The organism is Pseudomonas sp. FSL R10-0399 (genome assembly GCF_009600165.1).
Lineage (GTDB): Bacteria > Pseudomonadota > Gammaproteobacteria > Pseudomonadales > Pseudomonadaceae > Aquipseudomonas > Aquipseudomonas helleri.
Genome location: NZ_WIWK01000023.1, coordinates 15,578 through 30,594, shown reverse-complemented (window position 1 = coordinate 30,594; position 15,017 = coordinate 15,578). Strand labels below are relative to the sequence as shown.

Sequence of the window (15,017 nt, the reverse complement as noted above, 5' to 3'; positions counted from 1 at the left end):
ACCCTTGTAATGCCTGACCAAGATGTACGCTTGCAACACCTGAATGTTTGGCTTGATGAACAGTTGCACACCTTGTTCGAGAACGAGGGATGGGGTCCCGTGCCCCCGGCCACATTGACTGCGGCCAGCAGTGACGCGAGTTTCCGACGCTACTTCCGATGGGAGGGCGAGGGCCGCAGTTTTATCGTGATGGACGCTCCTCCGCCCCAGGAAAACTGCCAACCTTTCGTCGAAATCGCAGATTTATTGCGTACCAGCTGGATAAATGTTCCAAAAATTTACGCTCAAGACCTGGAGCGCGGGTTCCTTTTGCTCAACGATCTGGGCAATAAAACCTTTTTGGACGTGATCAACAGCAGCAACGCCGATGAATTGTTCAAGGACGCCATCGAAGCCTTGCTGGCCTTCCAGCAATTGCCGATGACGGCCCCTTTGCCCAGCTATGACGTGGCCTTGCTGCGCCGCGAGCTTGAGCTGTTCCCGGAGTGGTACGTGCGCCGCCATTTGGGCGTCGAGTTCACCGAGCAACAATTGGCGGCCTGGCAGCGTGTCAGCACGCTGTTGATCGACAGCGCACTGGCGCAGCCCCAAGTGTTGGTGCACCGCGACTTTATGCCGCGCAACCTGATGCTCAGTATTCCCAACCCCGGCGTGCTGGATTTTCAGGATGCCGTGTATGGCCCGGTGACCTATGACATCACCTGCCTGTTCAAAGACGCGTTCCTGAGTTGGCCCGAAGAGCGCGTGCGCGCCTGGCTGGAAGACTACTGGAAGCTGGCCTTGCCGCTGGGTATTCCGGTGGGTGCCAATTTTGAAGAGTTCTTGCGGGCCAGTGATTTGATGGGCGTGCAGCGCCACTTGAAAGTGATCGGCATCTTTGCCCGTATTTGCCACCGTGATGGCAAACCCCGCTACCTGGCCGACGTGCCGCGCTTCTTCTCTTATATAGAAGCGGTTCTGGCGCGCCGTCCTGAACTGGCTGAGCTGGGTGAGTTGTTCGCCAGCCTGCGCCTTTCGGCCGAGACCCCTGCATGAAAGCGATGATTTTGGCTGCGGGCAAAGGCGAACGCCTGCGCCCGTTAACCCTGCACACGCCTAAACCGTTGATTCGCGCAGGCGGCGTGCCATTAATCGAGTACCACCTGCGCGCGCTAGCAGCGGCAGGTTTTACCGAAATCGTGATCAATCACGCCTGGCTCGGCCAGCAGATCGAAGACCACCTGGGCGATGGTGCACGCTTTGGCGTGAGCATTCAGTACTCCGCCGAAGGCGAGCCGCTGGAAACCGGTGGAGGCATTTTTAAAGCCTTGCCGCTGTTGGGCGATAAACCTTTTGTCGTGGTTAACGGCGACATCTGGACCGATTACGATTTCGCCGGGTTGCGCCAACCCCTGGCCGGGCAGGCGCATTTAGTGCTGGTGGACAACCCGGCGCATCATCCCGCCGGCGATTTTTCGCTGATTGATGGTCGCGTGCAGGACGCGCTGCCCGGTGCCGACACGCTGACTTACAGCGGGATTGCGGTCTTGAGCCCGACGCTGTTTGACGGCTCGACAGCGGGGGCATTCAAGCTGGCGCCTTTGCTGCGCACCGCCATGGCTGCAGGTGCAGTGACAGGCGAGCGCTTGCAGGGGCAGTGGGTGGATGTCGGTACACATGAACGGTTGGCAGAGGCTGAGTTGTTGATTAAGGGCAAACACTAAGATGCTGTGGCCAGGGACTCTGATCGGAGCCGGGGCTGGCTTTTTCATCGCCAGCATTCCGGGGGCCATGCTTGGCGCCTTGTTGGGGCAAGCCCTTGACCGGCGCTTGCAACTTCACAGTTGGGCGCAATTGCGTGAGCGTCTGGGTGGCCGCCCGGCCTTGCGCAATGATGAGCTGCTGTTTGTTTTACTCGGTCGGCTGGCCAAGAGCGGCGGGCGGGTTGTGGATAAACATATCGAACAGGCGCGCCAGGAAATGCGCCAGCTCGACATGAATCCGGCCGCGCAGCAGCGTGCGATTGCCGCGTTTAACCGGGGCAAGTCCGGGCATGACTCGTTGCGCGGTTATCTGCTGCGCCTGCGGGCTCAGCCAACGGCGGCCGAAGGCGTGTTGCGTGCCTGTTGGCGAATGATCGTGGCGGACGGGCGGGTTGACCCCAAAGAGAGAACATTAATTTTTCAGTGGGGCCGTTGGTTGGGCTGGGCCCCGCAGCAAGTGCAACTGCTGGGGGCCGATTACGAGCCGCAGAAAAAAACGCCCGCGACCCGAGGCGGCACGTACCAGCAGGCGCTGGCCTTGCTCGGCGTGACCGCGAGCACCGACCCCGAGCACATCAAACGGGCTTACCGGCGTTTGCTCAGCCGTCACCACCCGGACAAAGTGGCGGGCGCCGGTGCAACCCCGGCGCAGGTGCGTGAGGCCACCGATAAAACCCGTGAGCTGCATCACGCGTATGCGTTGATCCGTGAGTACCGCGGTTTTCGTTAGTCTGGCTTATCCACTGCCTTCGGGCTGAGCCAGCCGCGAACCCTGCGCAACAGTTGTTCCTGCTCAGCCTCGCGATTGCCGGCAATGGTGTCCAGACCGACCTGGTTAAAATTTGAGCGATCCATGCGTTTGCTGGCGTGTAGCCGTTGCAAGGCGGCTTTGCGCATAAGCGGTTTGTCTTTGTAGAACACATCCAGAAGTTCAACCGAGAGCGCCGGGGCCAATACATTGATATCGGGTTCGACCTGAGCGGGTGACTGCGCTGCCACCAGGATCAGCTTTTGCACCTGCTTGGGCTGCTTTTCGTTCAGGTAACGCGTTGCCCAATAAGCCCCCGTGCCGTGCCCGAGCAGCACAATACTGCGCGTGTGTTGCTGCTGAGCGAAGGCAATGGCCGCGTCGATGCGGGCGAAAATGCGCTCGGCATCAGCGTTGGTCAGCGCTTCCAGGGTTTGCTCGGGTTGCAGCTCGGTGTCCGGGTTCTCGGTACCGACACTGGCGGCCTGCTCGATGGGTTTGGCTGTGGTGCTGGCCTCTTTACTGCTACTGTTCGGCGCGGGCTCTGTAGGAGTTTTCTCTGGTTCGGCCGCGCGCGGTTGGCTGGCTTCGCTGCGCAGGTCAGGCAAGCTCAGGCTGAGGCTGGCCCAGTTGGCGTCTGGCAGTTTGTTGCGCAATGGGCCTACGACCCGTGGCCAGTCCGCGTTTTCACCAGCACCGGGGACGATCACCACGACGCCGCTGGGGTCACTGCTGTTGGCCGGTTTCCAGAGCGCCAGAAAAGTGTCCTGCGCGGCTTGCAGGTGTTGCTGCTCAGCGGCCGGCACTTGTCGTTCAAGTGCAGTGGCATCTTCCTGGCTGCGTTCAGGCAAGGGTTGACGCACCACGGGTGCGGGTTGCGCGGGTGTGGTGTCGGGAGCTGGCTCGGCCGCCAGGACCGGTAAGGCAGATGACAGGTACAACGCCGCCAACGCTAGGCGCAAAGAAGACATAAGTAATTCCAGGCCAGAAGTTATCCCGGCAGCGTAATGGGTGTGAGTGTTGCGATGAAGCGTTTTTGCTATCTGTTGGTTATCGGCTGGTTGTGGCTGCCCTTGATGGGGCACGCGGCGTCCATCCCGGCTGCGCAATTAAGTCCCGAGCAACAGCAATGGCTGGCGCAGCATAAAGCGCTGCGGGTCGGCCTGGTATTGCAGGCGCCTTATGCCACGTTTGACCAACGCTTGCAGCAGTTGTCCGGGGCCAATGTTGAGCTGATGAAATGGCTGGCGCAGAGCCTGGACATTGACCTGACCTGGCGCACCTACCCGGACCTTGAACAGTTGGAGAAGGCCGCGCGTGAGGGGCAAATCGACATCGCGCCGGGGCTTAAGCAAACCCCAGCCGGGCTGCGCGTGTGGATTTTTTCTGACCCTTATATGCGGGTCCCGCAATTGTTGGTCGGTGAACGCAATGGCTCAGGTTCGGTAGACCTTGATCGCATCGACAGCAAAACCCGTGTCGCCGTGCGGATGCCCAGTGCGACGGCAGATTTTTTGCGCTCCAGTTATCCAGGGCTCAATCTGCAAGGCGTGCCGCTGGAGCGTCAGGCCCTGCAACTCCTGCTGAGTCAGCAAGCCACCTATGCGGTGATTGATGAAGCGCAACTGGCGCGGCTTTCTGCCGAGCCTGAGTTCACAGCGTTGGCAGTGGTTGGCGACATTGGCTTGCCGCAGCTCTTGCGGGTGGGTACGCGCCGGGACTTGCCCGAGCTGGCTGGCATCGTGGAGCGCGGGCTCCATGCGATACCGGCACGGGACATGGAACAACTGCACACGCGCTGGCTGCAGCCCAAGTTCGCGCGCTCAACCCATTCCCCCGGCTTCTGGCAAAACCTCGTGCTGTTGTTCGCAGCGCTGATGTTGGCCAGCATGGCCATTGTGGTGTGGCAGCGCCGCCAGCAGAGTGTTCTGGAGCAGGCGTTGTTGAAAGCCCGCGAAGACCTCGCCGAGGGGGCTGCCAGCGCCGAGGCCCTGCGCCTGACGCAGTTTTCCATCGACAAAAGCCCGGTGGGCATTTTATGGGTTAACTGGGACAGCCATGTCCGGTATGCCAATCAGGCGGCCGAAAGCATGTTGGGGTATTCACTTGGCGCGGTGCTCGACCGACCATTGAGTGATTTCGAGCCAGGCCTGAACATGGACCGCTGGTTGGGCTTGTGGCGCCGCGCGCGGGGTAACGAGGACACGGCGCAGCGCATGGAAGCGATTTGCGTGCGGGCTGATGGCAGCGAGTTCCCGGCTGACGTGACCTTGAGCTTCCTGCGCTTTAAACAGGCCGAATACCTGGTGGTTTACCTGCATGACATCACCGAGCGCCGCCGTGTACAGGCTGCCCTGCAAGAAAGCGATGCGCGCCTGCAAGGCATTGCAGCCAACGTGCCGGGGCTTGTGTTTCGATTGGAGCGCTCGTTGCTGACGGGCGAGTTGGACTTCCCTTACATCAGTGAAGGCAGCGAGAGCCTGGTGGGGTTTTCTCCGGCGACCTTACGCCGACATGATGTTGGCCTGCGCAGCCTCGTGCATCCGGATGACAGAGCTGATTACCATCGGGTGCAGGACGTGGCCATAGACAGTGACAGCGACTGGTCGTGGCAAGGGCGAATCCTGACCCGCGAAGGGCTGCAACGCTGGGCCGAGATCAAAGCCATTACCCGCCGTCTTGAAGACGGTACGGTGGTTTGGGACGGGATTGTCTGGGACATCAGCGAGAGCAAGCGCATCGAGCTGGAGCTGGACAGCTCGCGCGGTCAGCTTCGTGAGTTGTCAGCGCACCTGGAGAGCGTGCGCGAGGAAGAAAAGGCGCGAATTGCCCGCGAGGTTCATGACGAGCTGGGGCAAATGCTCACGGTGCTTAAACTCGAAACCTCGATGTGTGAGCTGGCCTATGCGGACCTTGATCCGGGGTTGCGTGAGCGGCTCAATAGTATGAAAAAACTCATCGCCCAGTTGTTCCAGCTCGTGCGTGATGTGGCCACGGCCTTGCGCCCGCCGATTCTGGATGCCGGGATCAGCTCGGCGATTGAGTGGCAGGCCCGTCGTTTTGAAGCACGCTCGAATATCCCGTGTCTGGTACAAGTCCCTGAACAACTGCCGCCGTTGAGTGCGGCCAAGGAAGTGGGCCTGTTCCGGATTTTGCAGGAAGCCCTGACCAACGTGCTGCGCCACGCCGATGCGCAAACGGTTGAGTTGACCTTGAGTGTCGAAGGTCGGGAGTTGTGCCTGACCATCAGTGATGATGGCCGCGGCTTTGAACCGACGGCCGGGCGCTCGACCTCCTTCGGCCTGGTGGGCATGCGCGAGCGCGTCCTGATGCTTGGCGGCACCCTGGACCTGCACAGTGAACCGGGCGAGGGCACTACCCTGGCGGTGCGCGTGCCATTGATTCAACGCCAGCCAGACCCAAGTGATTCTGAATAAGGAAGGACCTGTGATTCGTGTACTGGTAGCAGAAGATCACACCATCGTTCGTGAAGGCATCAAGCAATTGATCGGCCTGGCGAAAGACTTGTTGGTGGTGGGCGAGGCGAGCAATGGCGAGCAGTTGCTTGAAACCTTGCGCCATGTGCCGTGTGAAGTGGTGCTGCTGGATATCTCCATGCCGGGGGTGAATGGGCTGGAGGCCATCCCGCGGATTCGTGCGTTGAACAACCCGCCGGTTATTTTGGTGTTGTCGATGCACGACGAAGCGCAAATGGCGGCCCGTGCCTTGAAGTTTGGCGCGGCGGGCTATGCCACTAAAGACAGCGACCCGGCACTGCTGTTGTCCGCCATTCGCAAGGTGGCCGCGGGCGGGCGCTATATCGACCCGGAGCTGGCAGATCGCATGGTGTTTGAGGTGGGACTGACGGATGAGCGGCCGCTGCACGCGTTGTTGTCCGAGCGTGAGTTTTCGGTGTTTGAGCGCCTGGCTCAAGGCGCGAACGTCAACGACATTGCCCAGCAACTGGCGCTGAGCAGCAAGACCATCAGCACCCATAAAGCGCGTTTGATGCAGAAGCTCAACGTTACTTCGCTGGCGGAGTTGGTGAAGTATGCGATGGAGCATAAGTTGATCTAAACCGTAGGAGCGAGCTTGCCTCGCGATTTTTAGAAGGCAAAAAAGATCGCGAGGCAAGCTCGCCCCTACAGTTTTTTTGGGTGTGCATATCTGTTTGCGACAGTTTTGTGACGGCTCTCAACGTAGTCGTTGGGCCGGGTGGCAGGGGGCGTTCTGTTTGCGACATTGCTATAGGGCAATCCCTACAAAAAGCCTTCCAGCCTGCTGATGTAAATCTCTCCTGCGCCCCGATTTCTGCGGGCTGGCACCTTCTTTAGTCTTGGATTACAGCAGTCCAAAACAAAAGGTGCGGTTATGAGTGAGGTCGGTGCAAGCGCTGGGGCGAGTGATGTATTGGTCAGCTTCCGTGGCGTGCAAAAGAGCTATGACGGCGAAAACCTGATCGTCAAAGATCTTAATCTGGATATTCGCAAAGGCGAGTTTCTGACCTTGCTCGGACCGTCCGGTTCGGGCAAAACCACCAGTCTGATGATGCTGGCCGGCTTTGAAACGCCGACCGCTGGCGAGATTTTGCTGGCCGGGCGGGCCATCAATAATGTGCCGCCGCACAAGCGCGACATCGGTATGGTGTTTCAGAACTACGCCTTGTTCCCGCACATGACGGTGGCCGAAAACCTCGGGTTTCCGTTGACGGTGCGCGGCCTGAACCGCACCGATGTCAGCGAGCGGGTGAAAAAAGTCCTCAGCATGGTCCAGCTCGACGCGTTTGCGCAGCGTTATCCGGCGCAATTGTCGGGTGGCCAGCAGCAGCGCGTTGCCCTGGCGCGGGCGCTGGTGTTCGAACCGCAGTTGGTCCTGATGGACGAACCATTGGGCGCACTGGACAAACAGCTGCGTGAACACATGCAGATGGAGATCAAGCACCTGCACCAACGCCTGGGCGTGACCGTGGTGTACGTGACCCACGACCAGGGCGAAGCGCTGACGATGTCGGACCGGGTGGCGGTGTTCCATCAGGGCGAGATCCAGCAAATTGCCCCGCCGCGTACCCTCTACGAAGAACCTAAAAACACCTTTGTGGCCAACTTTATTGGCGAAAACAACCGCCTCAGCGGCCGCCTGCACAGCCAGGACGGAGAGCGCTGCGTGGTCGAGTTGAGCCGTGGCGAGAAGGTGCAGGCGCTGGCCGTGAATGTGGGCCGCACGGGCGATCCGGTGACGCTGTCAATTCGTCCCGAGCGCATCACCCTCAAGGACGCGAGCGAGTCCTGCGCCAACCGTTTCTCGGGGCGTGTCGAAGAATTTATCTATCTGGGCGACCACGTCCGGGTTCGTCTGGAAGTCTGCGGCAAGACCGATTTCTTTGTGAAACAGCCGATTGCCGAGCTGGACCCCACCCTGGCCGTCGGCGATGTCGTGCCGCTGGGCTGGCAAGTCGAACATGTACGTGCGCTGGACCCTGTATTAGAGGCGAATTGATCGCCCGTCTTCACCTACCCTGCACAGCGGAGAACACACAATGCACAAGACTTTAAAGTTAACGGCTCTGAGCCTCGGCCTGATGTTTGCGGGCAGTGCGCTGGCCGCGACTGACCTGACCGTAGTGTCGTTTGGCGGCGCGAACAAGGCGGCGCAGGTCAAAGCGTTTTACCAGCCGTGGGAAACCAAGGGCGACGGCAAAATCATCGCCGGTGAGTACAACGGTGAAATGGCCAAAATCAAGGCCATGGTCGACACCAAAAGCATCTCTTGGGACCTGGTAGAAGTTGAGTCGCCAGAACTGGCCCGTGGTTGCGATGAAGACATGTTTGAAGCGTTGGACCCTGCACTGTTCGGCAACCCGGACCAGTACGTCAAAGGCGCAATCCAGACCTGCGGCGCGGGCTTCTTCGTGTGGTCAACGGTGCTGGCTTACAACGCGGACAAACTGAAAACTGCTCCGACCAGCTGGGCGGATTTCTGGGACACGCAAAAATTCCCTGGCAAGCGCGGTTTGCGTAAAGGCGCCAAATACACCCTCGAATTTGCCTTGATGGCCGACGGCGTGGCGCCGAAAGATGTGTACACCGTGCTGGCGAGCAAGGACGGGCAGAACCGCGCCTTCAAAAAACTCGATGAGCTCAAGCCTTTCATCCAATGGTGGGAAGCGGGCGCTCAGCCGCCGCAGTACCTGGCCTCTGGCGATGTGGTCATGAGCTCGGCGTACAACGGCCGGATCGCTGCGGTACAAAAAGAAAGCAATCTGAAGATCGTCTGGAATGGCGGCATTTATGACTTCGATGCGTGGGCCATCCCTAAAGGCCTGAGCAAGGCTAAAGCCGACGTGGCGAAGAAGTTCATGGCTTTCACCTTGCAGCCGCAACAGCAGAGTCTCTACTCGCAAAACATTGCGTACGGCCCGGCGAACAAAGAAGCCATGCCTTTGCTGCCTAAAGACGTGCAGGAAGATATGCCGACCGCCCCGCAAAACATCGTTAATCAGGTGCAAATCGACGTCAGCTTCTGGGCTGATAACGGTGAGCAACTGGAGCAGCGTTTCAACGCCTGGGCTGCCAAGTAAGCAGTACGCAACTGCGGCGTGGCTGATCTGGCCACGCCGCCATCGTTTAAAGATTTCCGGAGTTCGCCATGGCCATCGCCGTTCCCCTGAACGAGGTCTCCAACACGTCGTTGAAAAAACGCCTAAAGCGTGCCGAACGGGTTAATCGCTGGAAAGCGCAGGCCCTGATCGCACCGTTGGTTATTTTCTTGTTGCTGGTGTTCCTGGTGCCCATCGCGGCCCTGCTCTACAAAAGTGTCGGTAACCCGGAAGTGGTAGAGGGCTTGCCGCGTACGGTGGTGGCCGTGCACAGCTGGGACGGTAAGGGGTTGCCCGCTGAGCCGGTGTACCAGGCGTTGAGTGAAGACTTGGCCGAAGCCCGCAAGAATCAAGTGCTGGGTGATTTGTCCAAGCGTCTGAATATGGAATTGGCCGGCTACCGCAGCCTGCTGATGAAAACCGCCAAGGGCTTGCCGTTCAAGGCGCAGCCAGCGTCTTACAAAGACGCGATGGAAGGCCTGGACGAGCGCTGGGGCGACCCGGCTTATTGGCAGGCAATCAAGCGCAACACCTCAAGCGTTACCCCGTTTTACCTGTTGGCCTCCGTTGATCACCGTATCGACGACTTGGGCGAAATAGCCCCGGCCACTCCGGATCAGTCGATCTATCTGGACATTTTTGCGCGTACGTTCTGGATGGGTTTTGTCATCACGTGCATCTGCCTGGTGCTGGCGTATCCGCTGGCGTACCTGTTGGCCAACTTGCCGGCACGCAAAAGCAACCTGTTGATGATTCTGGTGCTGTTGCCGTTCTGGACCTCGGTGCTGGTTCGGGTCGCGGCCTGGATTGTCTTGTTGCAATCGGGTGGCCTGATCAATAGCGGGCTGATGAGCCTGGGCATTATTGATAAGCCGCTGGAGCTGGTGTTCAACCGCACCGGTGTCTACATCGCGATGGTGCACATCTTGTTGCCGTTCATGATTCTGCCGATCTACAGCGTGATGAAAGGCATTTCTCCGACCTATATGCGCGCTGCGATCTCACTCGGTTGCCATCCGTTTGCCAGTTTCTGGCGAGTGTATTTCCCACAGACCTATGCCGGTGTGGGCGCGGGTTGCTTGCTGGTGTTCATCATTGCGATTGGCTACTACATCACCCCGGCCTTGCTGGGCAGCCCGAACGATCAAATGGTCAGCTACTTCGTGGCGTTCTACACCAACACCAGCATCAACTGGGGTATGGCGACGGCATTGGGCGGCCTGCTGCTGTTGGCGACCGTGGTGCTTTATCTGATTTACAACTGGCTGGTAGGCGCAAGCCGCCTGCGCTTGAGCTAAGGAGACCGCCATGCTGAGTCCTTATATGTCGCCCATTGAGCGGGTGTGGTTTTACAGCTTGCGCATTCTGTGCGGGTTGATCCTGTTGTTTCTGATTTTGCCGGTGCTGGTGATCATCCCGTTGTCGTTCAACTCGGGCAGCTTTCTGGTGTATCCGTTGCAGGGCTTTTCGCTGCACTGGTACCAGGATTTCTTTGGCTCGGCGGAGTGGATGCGGGCCTTGAAAAACAGCGTGATCGTGGCGCCTGCCGCGACCGTGCTGGCCATGGTGTTTGGTACGTTGGCGGCCATTGGCCTGACCCGGGGGCACTTCCCGGGCAAGGCGCTGGTGATGGCCTTGGTCATCTCGCCGATGGTGGTGCCGGTGGTGATTATCGGTGTGGCCAGCTACTTGTTCTTTGCGCCACTGGGCCTGGGTAACAGCTACTTTTCGTTGATCGTGGTGCACGCGGTGTTGGGCGTGCCGTTTGTGATCATCACCGTGTCGGCGACCTTGCAGGGCTTCAACCAGAACCTGGTGCGTGCTGCGGCCAGCCTGGGGGCTTCGCCGCTGACGGCGTTCCGTCGGGTGACCTTGCCACTGATTGCGCCGGGGGTGATTTCGGGGGCGTTGTTTGCCTTTGCGACCTCGTTTGATGAAGTGGTCGTGACCCTGTTTCTGGCCGGGCCCGAACAAGCGACCTTGCCACGGCAGATGTTCAGCGGCATCCGCGAAAACCTCAGCCCGACCATTGCCGCCGCGGCGACGTTGTTGATTGCCTTCTCGGTGGTGTTGCTGCTGACCCTGGAATGGCTGCGCGGGCGCAGCGAAAAAATGCGCACAGCCCAGGCATAAGGGTTACATCCAGCACGCATCCCATAAGGGATAGTCCCCGATTCGTGCGGCCAGGCCCGCACGGATCGGGTTTTGTACGATGTAGCGGGCGGTTTCTTTGAGGTCATCTTCACGGCGCAATGCCCTGTCGTGATAACCCTTTTGCCATAGTCGACCGCTGGACTGGCTGGCGTTGTTAACGGTCACGCTGCTGCGTGACTTGATACGGCACATTAATTCGCCCAGTGTTTTGTTGTTCAGTTCGACTAACCAATGAAAATGGTCCGGCATCACGACCCATGCCTTTGATGTCACGATGCCTTCGTCATGGGCTTGTTTAAATTGATCGACTAAAAGCCTGCCTAACTGAAAGTCTTCAAACACTGGACGCCGTTGATCAGTCACCGTGGTGAGTAGATACAGTCGTCCTGGTTCGCAGTAGCGGCCTTTTAATAGGCGATTGCTGGTATAGCAACGCGGCATTCCTTTGCCCTCGTCTAGGTCCGTGTTTTTTAAAACTAGCCGTTGGGCGTAGACGGAGCCGCCTTCTTTATTCGCAAGATATTGCTGGAAGGTCCTTTGGCCCTTATCGCAGCCTGCGGCAGCGACTACATAGGTATGCGCCCTGTAGTCGCTGCCGCAGGCTGCGATCGGGCGCGAAGCGGTCGTGAAGTTGGCTTTGGGCGCCAATCATCACGGTGCGGTGGCGCTTCTTGGCAGGGCGTATACAATGCCCGCCACCGTGATTTGCTTATTAAAAGGTGCGTTATGCAGCCCTTCGCTATTGCCCCATCGATTCTCTCTGCCGATTTCGCCCGCCTGGGCGAGGAAGTCGACAATGTGCTCGCCGCGGGCGCTGATATCGTGCACTTCGATGTCATGGACAATCATTACGTCCCCAACCTGACCATCGGCCCGATGGTCTGCGCCGCGCTGCGCAAGTACGGCATCACCGCGCCCATCGATGCCCATTTGATGGTCAGCCCGGTCGACCGGATCATTGGCGACTTTATCGAAGCCGGGGCGACTTACATCACCTTCCACCCCGAAGCCACTCAGCACATTGACCGCTCTTTGCAGTTGATCCGCGAAGGCGGTTGCAAGGCGGGCCTGGTGTTTAACCCGGCCACGCCGCTGGATGTGCTCAAGTACGTGATGGACAAGGTCGACATGGTCTTGCTGATGAGCGTGAACCCGGGCTTCGGCGGGCAGAAGTTCATTCCCGGTACGTTGAACAAGCTGCGGGAAGCCCGTGCACTGATCGACGCTTCGGGCCGTGATATCCGCCTGGAAATCGATGGTGGCGTGAACGTCGGCAATATCCGTGAAATCGCTGAAGCCGGTGCAGACACCTTTGTCGCCGGTTCGGCCATTTTCAACACGCCGAACTACGAAGAAGTCATCCAGAAAATGCGCGCCGAGCTAGCGTTGGCGCGCCCATGAGCCGTTTTGAGCAGTCGCTTCAGGGGCCGCTGCCTAAACTGGTGATGTTCGATCTGGATGGAACCTTGATCGACTCGGTTCCAGATCTGGCCGTCGCCGTTGAGAGCATGCTGCTCAAACTGGGGCGCCCACCGGCGGGCATCGAGAACGTGCGGATGTGGGTCGGAAACGGTGCGCCGTTGCTGGTGCGTCGTGCGCTGGCGGGCAACATGGACGCCAAGGGCGTCGATGACGCCGAAGCCGAGCAGGCGCTGGAGATTTTTATGGAAGCCTACGCGGGCGGCCATGAACATACCAAGGTTTACCCGGGTGTGCGCGAAAGCCTCAAGTGGCTGCAAAAGCAGGGCGTTGAAATGGCCCTGATTACCAACAAACCCGAGCGGTTTGTGGCGCCCCTGCTGGATGAGATGAAGTTGGGCCGGTTTTTTCGCTGGATTGTCGGCGGCGATACCATGCCGCAGAAAAAGCCGGACCCTGCAGCGCTGTTTTTTGTCATGAAAATGTCCGGTGTAACCCCGCAAGAGTCGCTGTTTGTCGGCGATTCGCGCAATGACGTGCTGGCGGCCAAGGCCGCAGGTGTACGCTGTGTTGCGCTGAGTTACGGCTATAACCATGGCCGACCGATTGCCGAAGAGTCACCGGATGCAGTTATTGATAACCTGCAAGAGCTGATAGCCGGTTGCTTAGATTCGGCGCCTGAGATAACGTTGGGCGCTCCTGTTCACCCCTCTCAAAGAGATTCCATCGTGGTGGTCACTCGCAAACTCTGGATGAAAGTTATCAAGGCCCTGGCCCGTTGGCGTTGGCGCGCCTGACTTTTATCTGGCCGCAGATCCGGCACGTTTGCATACCTGACTGTTTTACCTCAGACCACGAGGCACCTCATGATCCGCGAAGAATTCCTGCGCTTGGCCGCTGCTGGCTACAACCGTATCCCGCTTGCACGTGAAACCCTTGCCGACTTCGACACGCCGCTGTCGATCTACCTGAAACTGGCCGACCAGCCCAACTCCTATCTGCTGGAGTCGGTGCAGGGCGGCGAGAAGTGGGGGCGTTATTCGATCATTGGTTTGCCATGCCGCACGGTGTTGCGTGCCCATGAGCAACAGATCCGCATCACCCACGACGGTGTAGAAATCGAAGCTCACGAGGTTGAAGACCCGTTGGCTTTCGTTGAGGCGTTCAAGGCGCGTTACAACGTACCGACCATTGCCGGTCTGCCGCGTTTTAACGGCGGTCTGGTGGGTTATTTCGGTTACGACTGCGTGCGTTATGTCGAGAAGCGTTTGGGTAAATGCCCGAACCCGGACCCGCTGGGTGTGCCGGACATTTTGCTGATGGTGTCGGACGCTGTCGTGGTGTTCGATAACCTGGCCGGCAAGATGCACGCAATTGTGCTGGTGGATCCGTCTGAGGCTGATGCCTATGACCAGGGCCAGGCGCGTCTTGAGGCGTTGCTTGAGCAGTTGCGCCAACCGATTGCCCCGCGCCGTGGCCTGGATTTCACCCAGCAGCAAGCCGCTGATCCGGTGTTCCGTTCCAGCTTTACCCAGGCCGATTACGAAAAAGCCGTCGATACGATCAAGGACTACATCCTGGCGGGCGACTGCATGCAGGTTGTGCCGTCGCAGCGCATGTCGATCGACTTCAAGGCCGCGCCGATTGATCTGTACCGCGCGCTGCGTTGCTTCAACCCGACGCCGTATATGTACTTCTTCAACTTTGGTGACTTCCACGTGGTGGGCAGTTCGCCGGAAGTGCTGGTGCGGGTGGAAGACAATCTGATTACCGTGCGCCCGATTGCCGGGACTCGCCCACGCGGCGCCACGGAAGAAGCGGACCTGGCGCTGGAAAAAGACCTGCTGGGGGATGACAAGGAAATTGCCGAGCATTTGATGCTGATTGACCTTGGGCGTAACGACACGGGGCGCGTCTCGGAAACCGGTTCGGTGAAGCTCACCGAGAAGATGGTGATCGAGCGTTACTCCAACGTGATGCACATTGTGTCTAACGTCACTGGCCAGCTCAAAAGCGGCCTGACCGCAATGGACGCGTTGCGCGCCATTTTGCCTGCGGGCACGTTGTCGGGTGCGCCGAAAATTCGCGCGATGGAGATCATCGACGAACTGGAACCAGTCAAGCGTGGCGTGTATGGCGGCGCAGTCGGTTATTTCGCCTGGAACGGCAACATGGACACGGCCATCGCGATTCGGACCGCCGTGATCAAAGATGGCGAATTGCACGTACAAGCCGGTGGCGGCATTGTCGCTGACTCGGTACCGGCCCTGGAGTGGGAAGAGACGCTGAATAAACGTCGCGCGATGTTTCGTGCCGTAGCGCTCGCTGAACAAACCCCCGCATCCGACGCCTGAGGCGC

At 59.1% G+C, this 15,017-nt stretch carries 14 protein-coding genes; 12 read left to right on the top strand and 2 right to left on the bottom strand.

Annotated elements, in window-relative coordinates; all coding sequences use genetic code 11:
• The first annotated feature begins 9 nt into the window (after window positions 1–9).
• The 3 genes from GHO41_RS09365 to GHO41_RS09355 are packed head-to-tail and all read left to right on the top strand — an operon-like array spanning window position 10 to window position 2,472.
• Window positions 10–1,035, top strand: a complete 1,026-nt coding sequence (locus GHO41_RS09365; protein ID WP_153329193.1) for an aminoglycoside phosphotransferase family protein — start codon at window positions 10–12, stop codon at window positions 1,033–1,035.
• Window positions 1,032–1,703 (top strand): N-acetylmuramate alpha-1-phosphate uridylyltransferase MurU, encoded by a 672-nt coding sequence (gene murU, locus GHO41_RS09360; RefSeq protein WP_153329195.1) that lies wholly within the window; start codon window positions 1,032–1,034, stop codon window positions 1,701–1,703. Before GHO41_RS09365 ends, murU begins: the two co-directional genes overlap by 4 nt.
• Window position 1,704: 1 nt before the next feature.
• The gene (locus tag GHO41_RS09355) at window positions 1,705–2,472 is read left to right on the top strand and encodes a TerB family tellurite resistance protein (protein WP_048372216.1); all 768 of its coding nucleotides are present in this window, start codon (window positions 1,705–1,707) and stop codon (window positions 2,470–2,472) included.
• Here GHO41_RS09355 and GHO41_RS09350 read toward each other — a convergent pair.
• Complete coding sequence (locus tag GHO41_RS09350) at window positions 2,469–3,461, bottom strand: alpha/beta hydrolase family protein (protein ID WP_153433413.1); 993 nt, start codon at window positions 3,459–3,461, stop codon at window positions 2,469–2,471. The genes GHO41_RS09355 and GHO41_RS09350 overlap by 4 nt on opposite strands.
• 54 nt (window positions 3,462–3,515) lie before the next feature.
• Between GHO41_RS09350 and GHO41_RS09345 the strand changes: the two genes are divergently transcribed.
• The 6 genes from GHO41_RS09345 to GHO41_RS09320 all read left to right on the top strand — a co-directional run bounded on the left by GHO41_RS09345 (window position 3,516) and on the right by GHO41_RS09320 (window position 11,218).
• The gene (locus GHO41_RS09345; protein WP_153433412.1) at window positions 3,516–5,927 is read left to right on the top strand and encodes a PAS domain S-box protein; all 2,412 of its coding nucleotides are present in this window, start codon (window positions 3,516–3,518) and stop codon (window positions 5,925–5,927) included.
• Between the two features lie 10 nt (window positions 5,928–5,937).
• Window positions 5,938–6,567: a response regulator gene (locus GHO41_RS09340; RefSeq protein WP_371928883.1), complete on the top strand. Its 630-nt coding sequence runs from the start codon at window positions 5,938–5,940 to the stop codon at window positions 6,565–6,567.
• A gap of 294 nt (window positions 6,568–6,861) precedes the next feature.
• Entirely contained in the window at window positions 6,862–7,986 is a 1,125-nt protein-coding gene (locus GHO41_RS09335) for an ABC transporter ATP-binding protein (protein WP_048372209.1), read from the top strand.
• Window positions 7,987–8,026: 40 nt separating this feature from the next.
• Window positions 8,027–9,067: an ABC transporter substrate-binding protein gene (locus tag GHO41_RS09330; protein ID WP_048372207.1), complete on the top strand. Its 1,041-nt coding sequence runs from the start codon at window positions 8,027–8,029 to the stop codon at window positions 9,065–9,067.
• Between the two features lie 68 nt (window positions 9,068–9,135).
• A complete protein-coding gene (locus GHO41_RS09325; RefSeq protein WP_048372205.1) occupies window positions 9,136–10,383 on the top strand; it encodes an ABC transporter permease in 1,248 nt (415 codons plus the stop codon).
• 10 nt (window positions 10,384–10,393) lie between these two features.
• Window positions 10,394–11,218 (top strand): ABC transporter permease, encoded by an 825-nt coding sequence (locus GHO41_RS09320; protein ID WP_048372203.1) that lies wholly within the window; start codon window positions 10,394–10,396, stop codon window positions 11,216–11,218.
• A gap of 3 nt (window positions 11,219–11,221) precedes the next feature.
• Here the strand turns inward: GHO41_RS09320 and GHO41_RS09315 are convergent, their stop codons facing one another.
• Complete coding sequence (locus tag GHO41_RS09315) at window positions 11,222–11,680, bottom strand: transposase (protein ID WP_123750934.1); 459 nt, start codon at window positions 11,678–11,680, stop codon at window positions 11,222–11,224.
• A 285-nt stretch (window positions 11,681–11,965) separates the two neighbouring features.
• Here GHO41_RS09315 and rpe point away from each other — a divergent pair, with 285 nt between their 5' ends.
• From rpe to trpE, 3 genes are all read left to right on the top strand, one after another.
• Window positions 11,966–12,640 (top strand): ribulose-phosphate 3-epimerase, encoded by a 675-nt coding sequence (gene rpe / locus GHO41_RS09310; protein ID WP_048372202.1) that lies wholly within the window; start codon window positions 11,966–11,968, stop codon window positions 12,638–12,640.
• Window positions 12,637–13,455 carry a phosphoglycolate phosphatase gene (locus GHO41_RS09305; protein ID WP_153433411.1) on the top strand — a complete coding sequence of 273 codons (819 nt, stop codon included), beginning with the start codon at window positions 12,637–12,639 and terminating at the stop codon, window positions 13,453–13,455. Before rpe ends, GHO41_RS09305 begins: the two co-directional genes overlap by 4 nt.
• A gap of 69 nt (window positions 13,456–13,524) precedes the next feature.
• Entirely contained in the window at window positions 13,525–15,012 is a 1,488-nt protein-coding gene (trpE, locus tag GHO41_RS09300) for an anthranilate synthase component I (RefSeq protein ID WP_048389631.1), read from the top strand.
• Window positions 15,013–15,017: the final 5 nt, after the last annotated feature.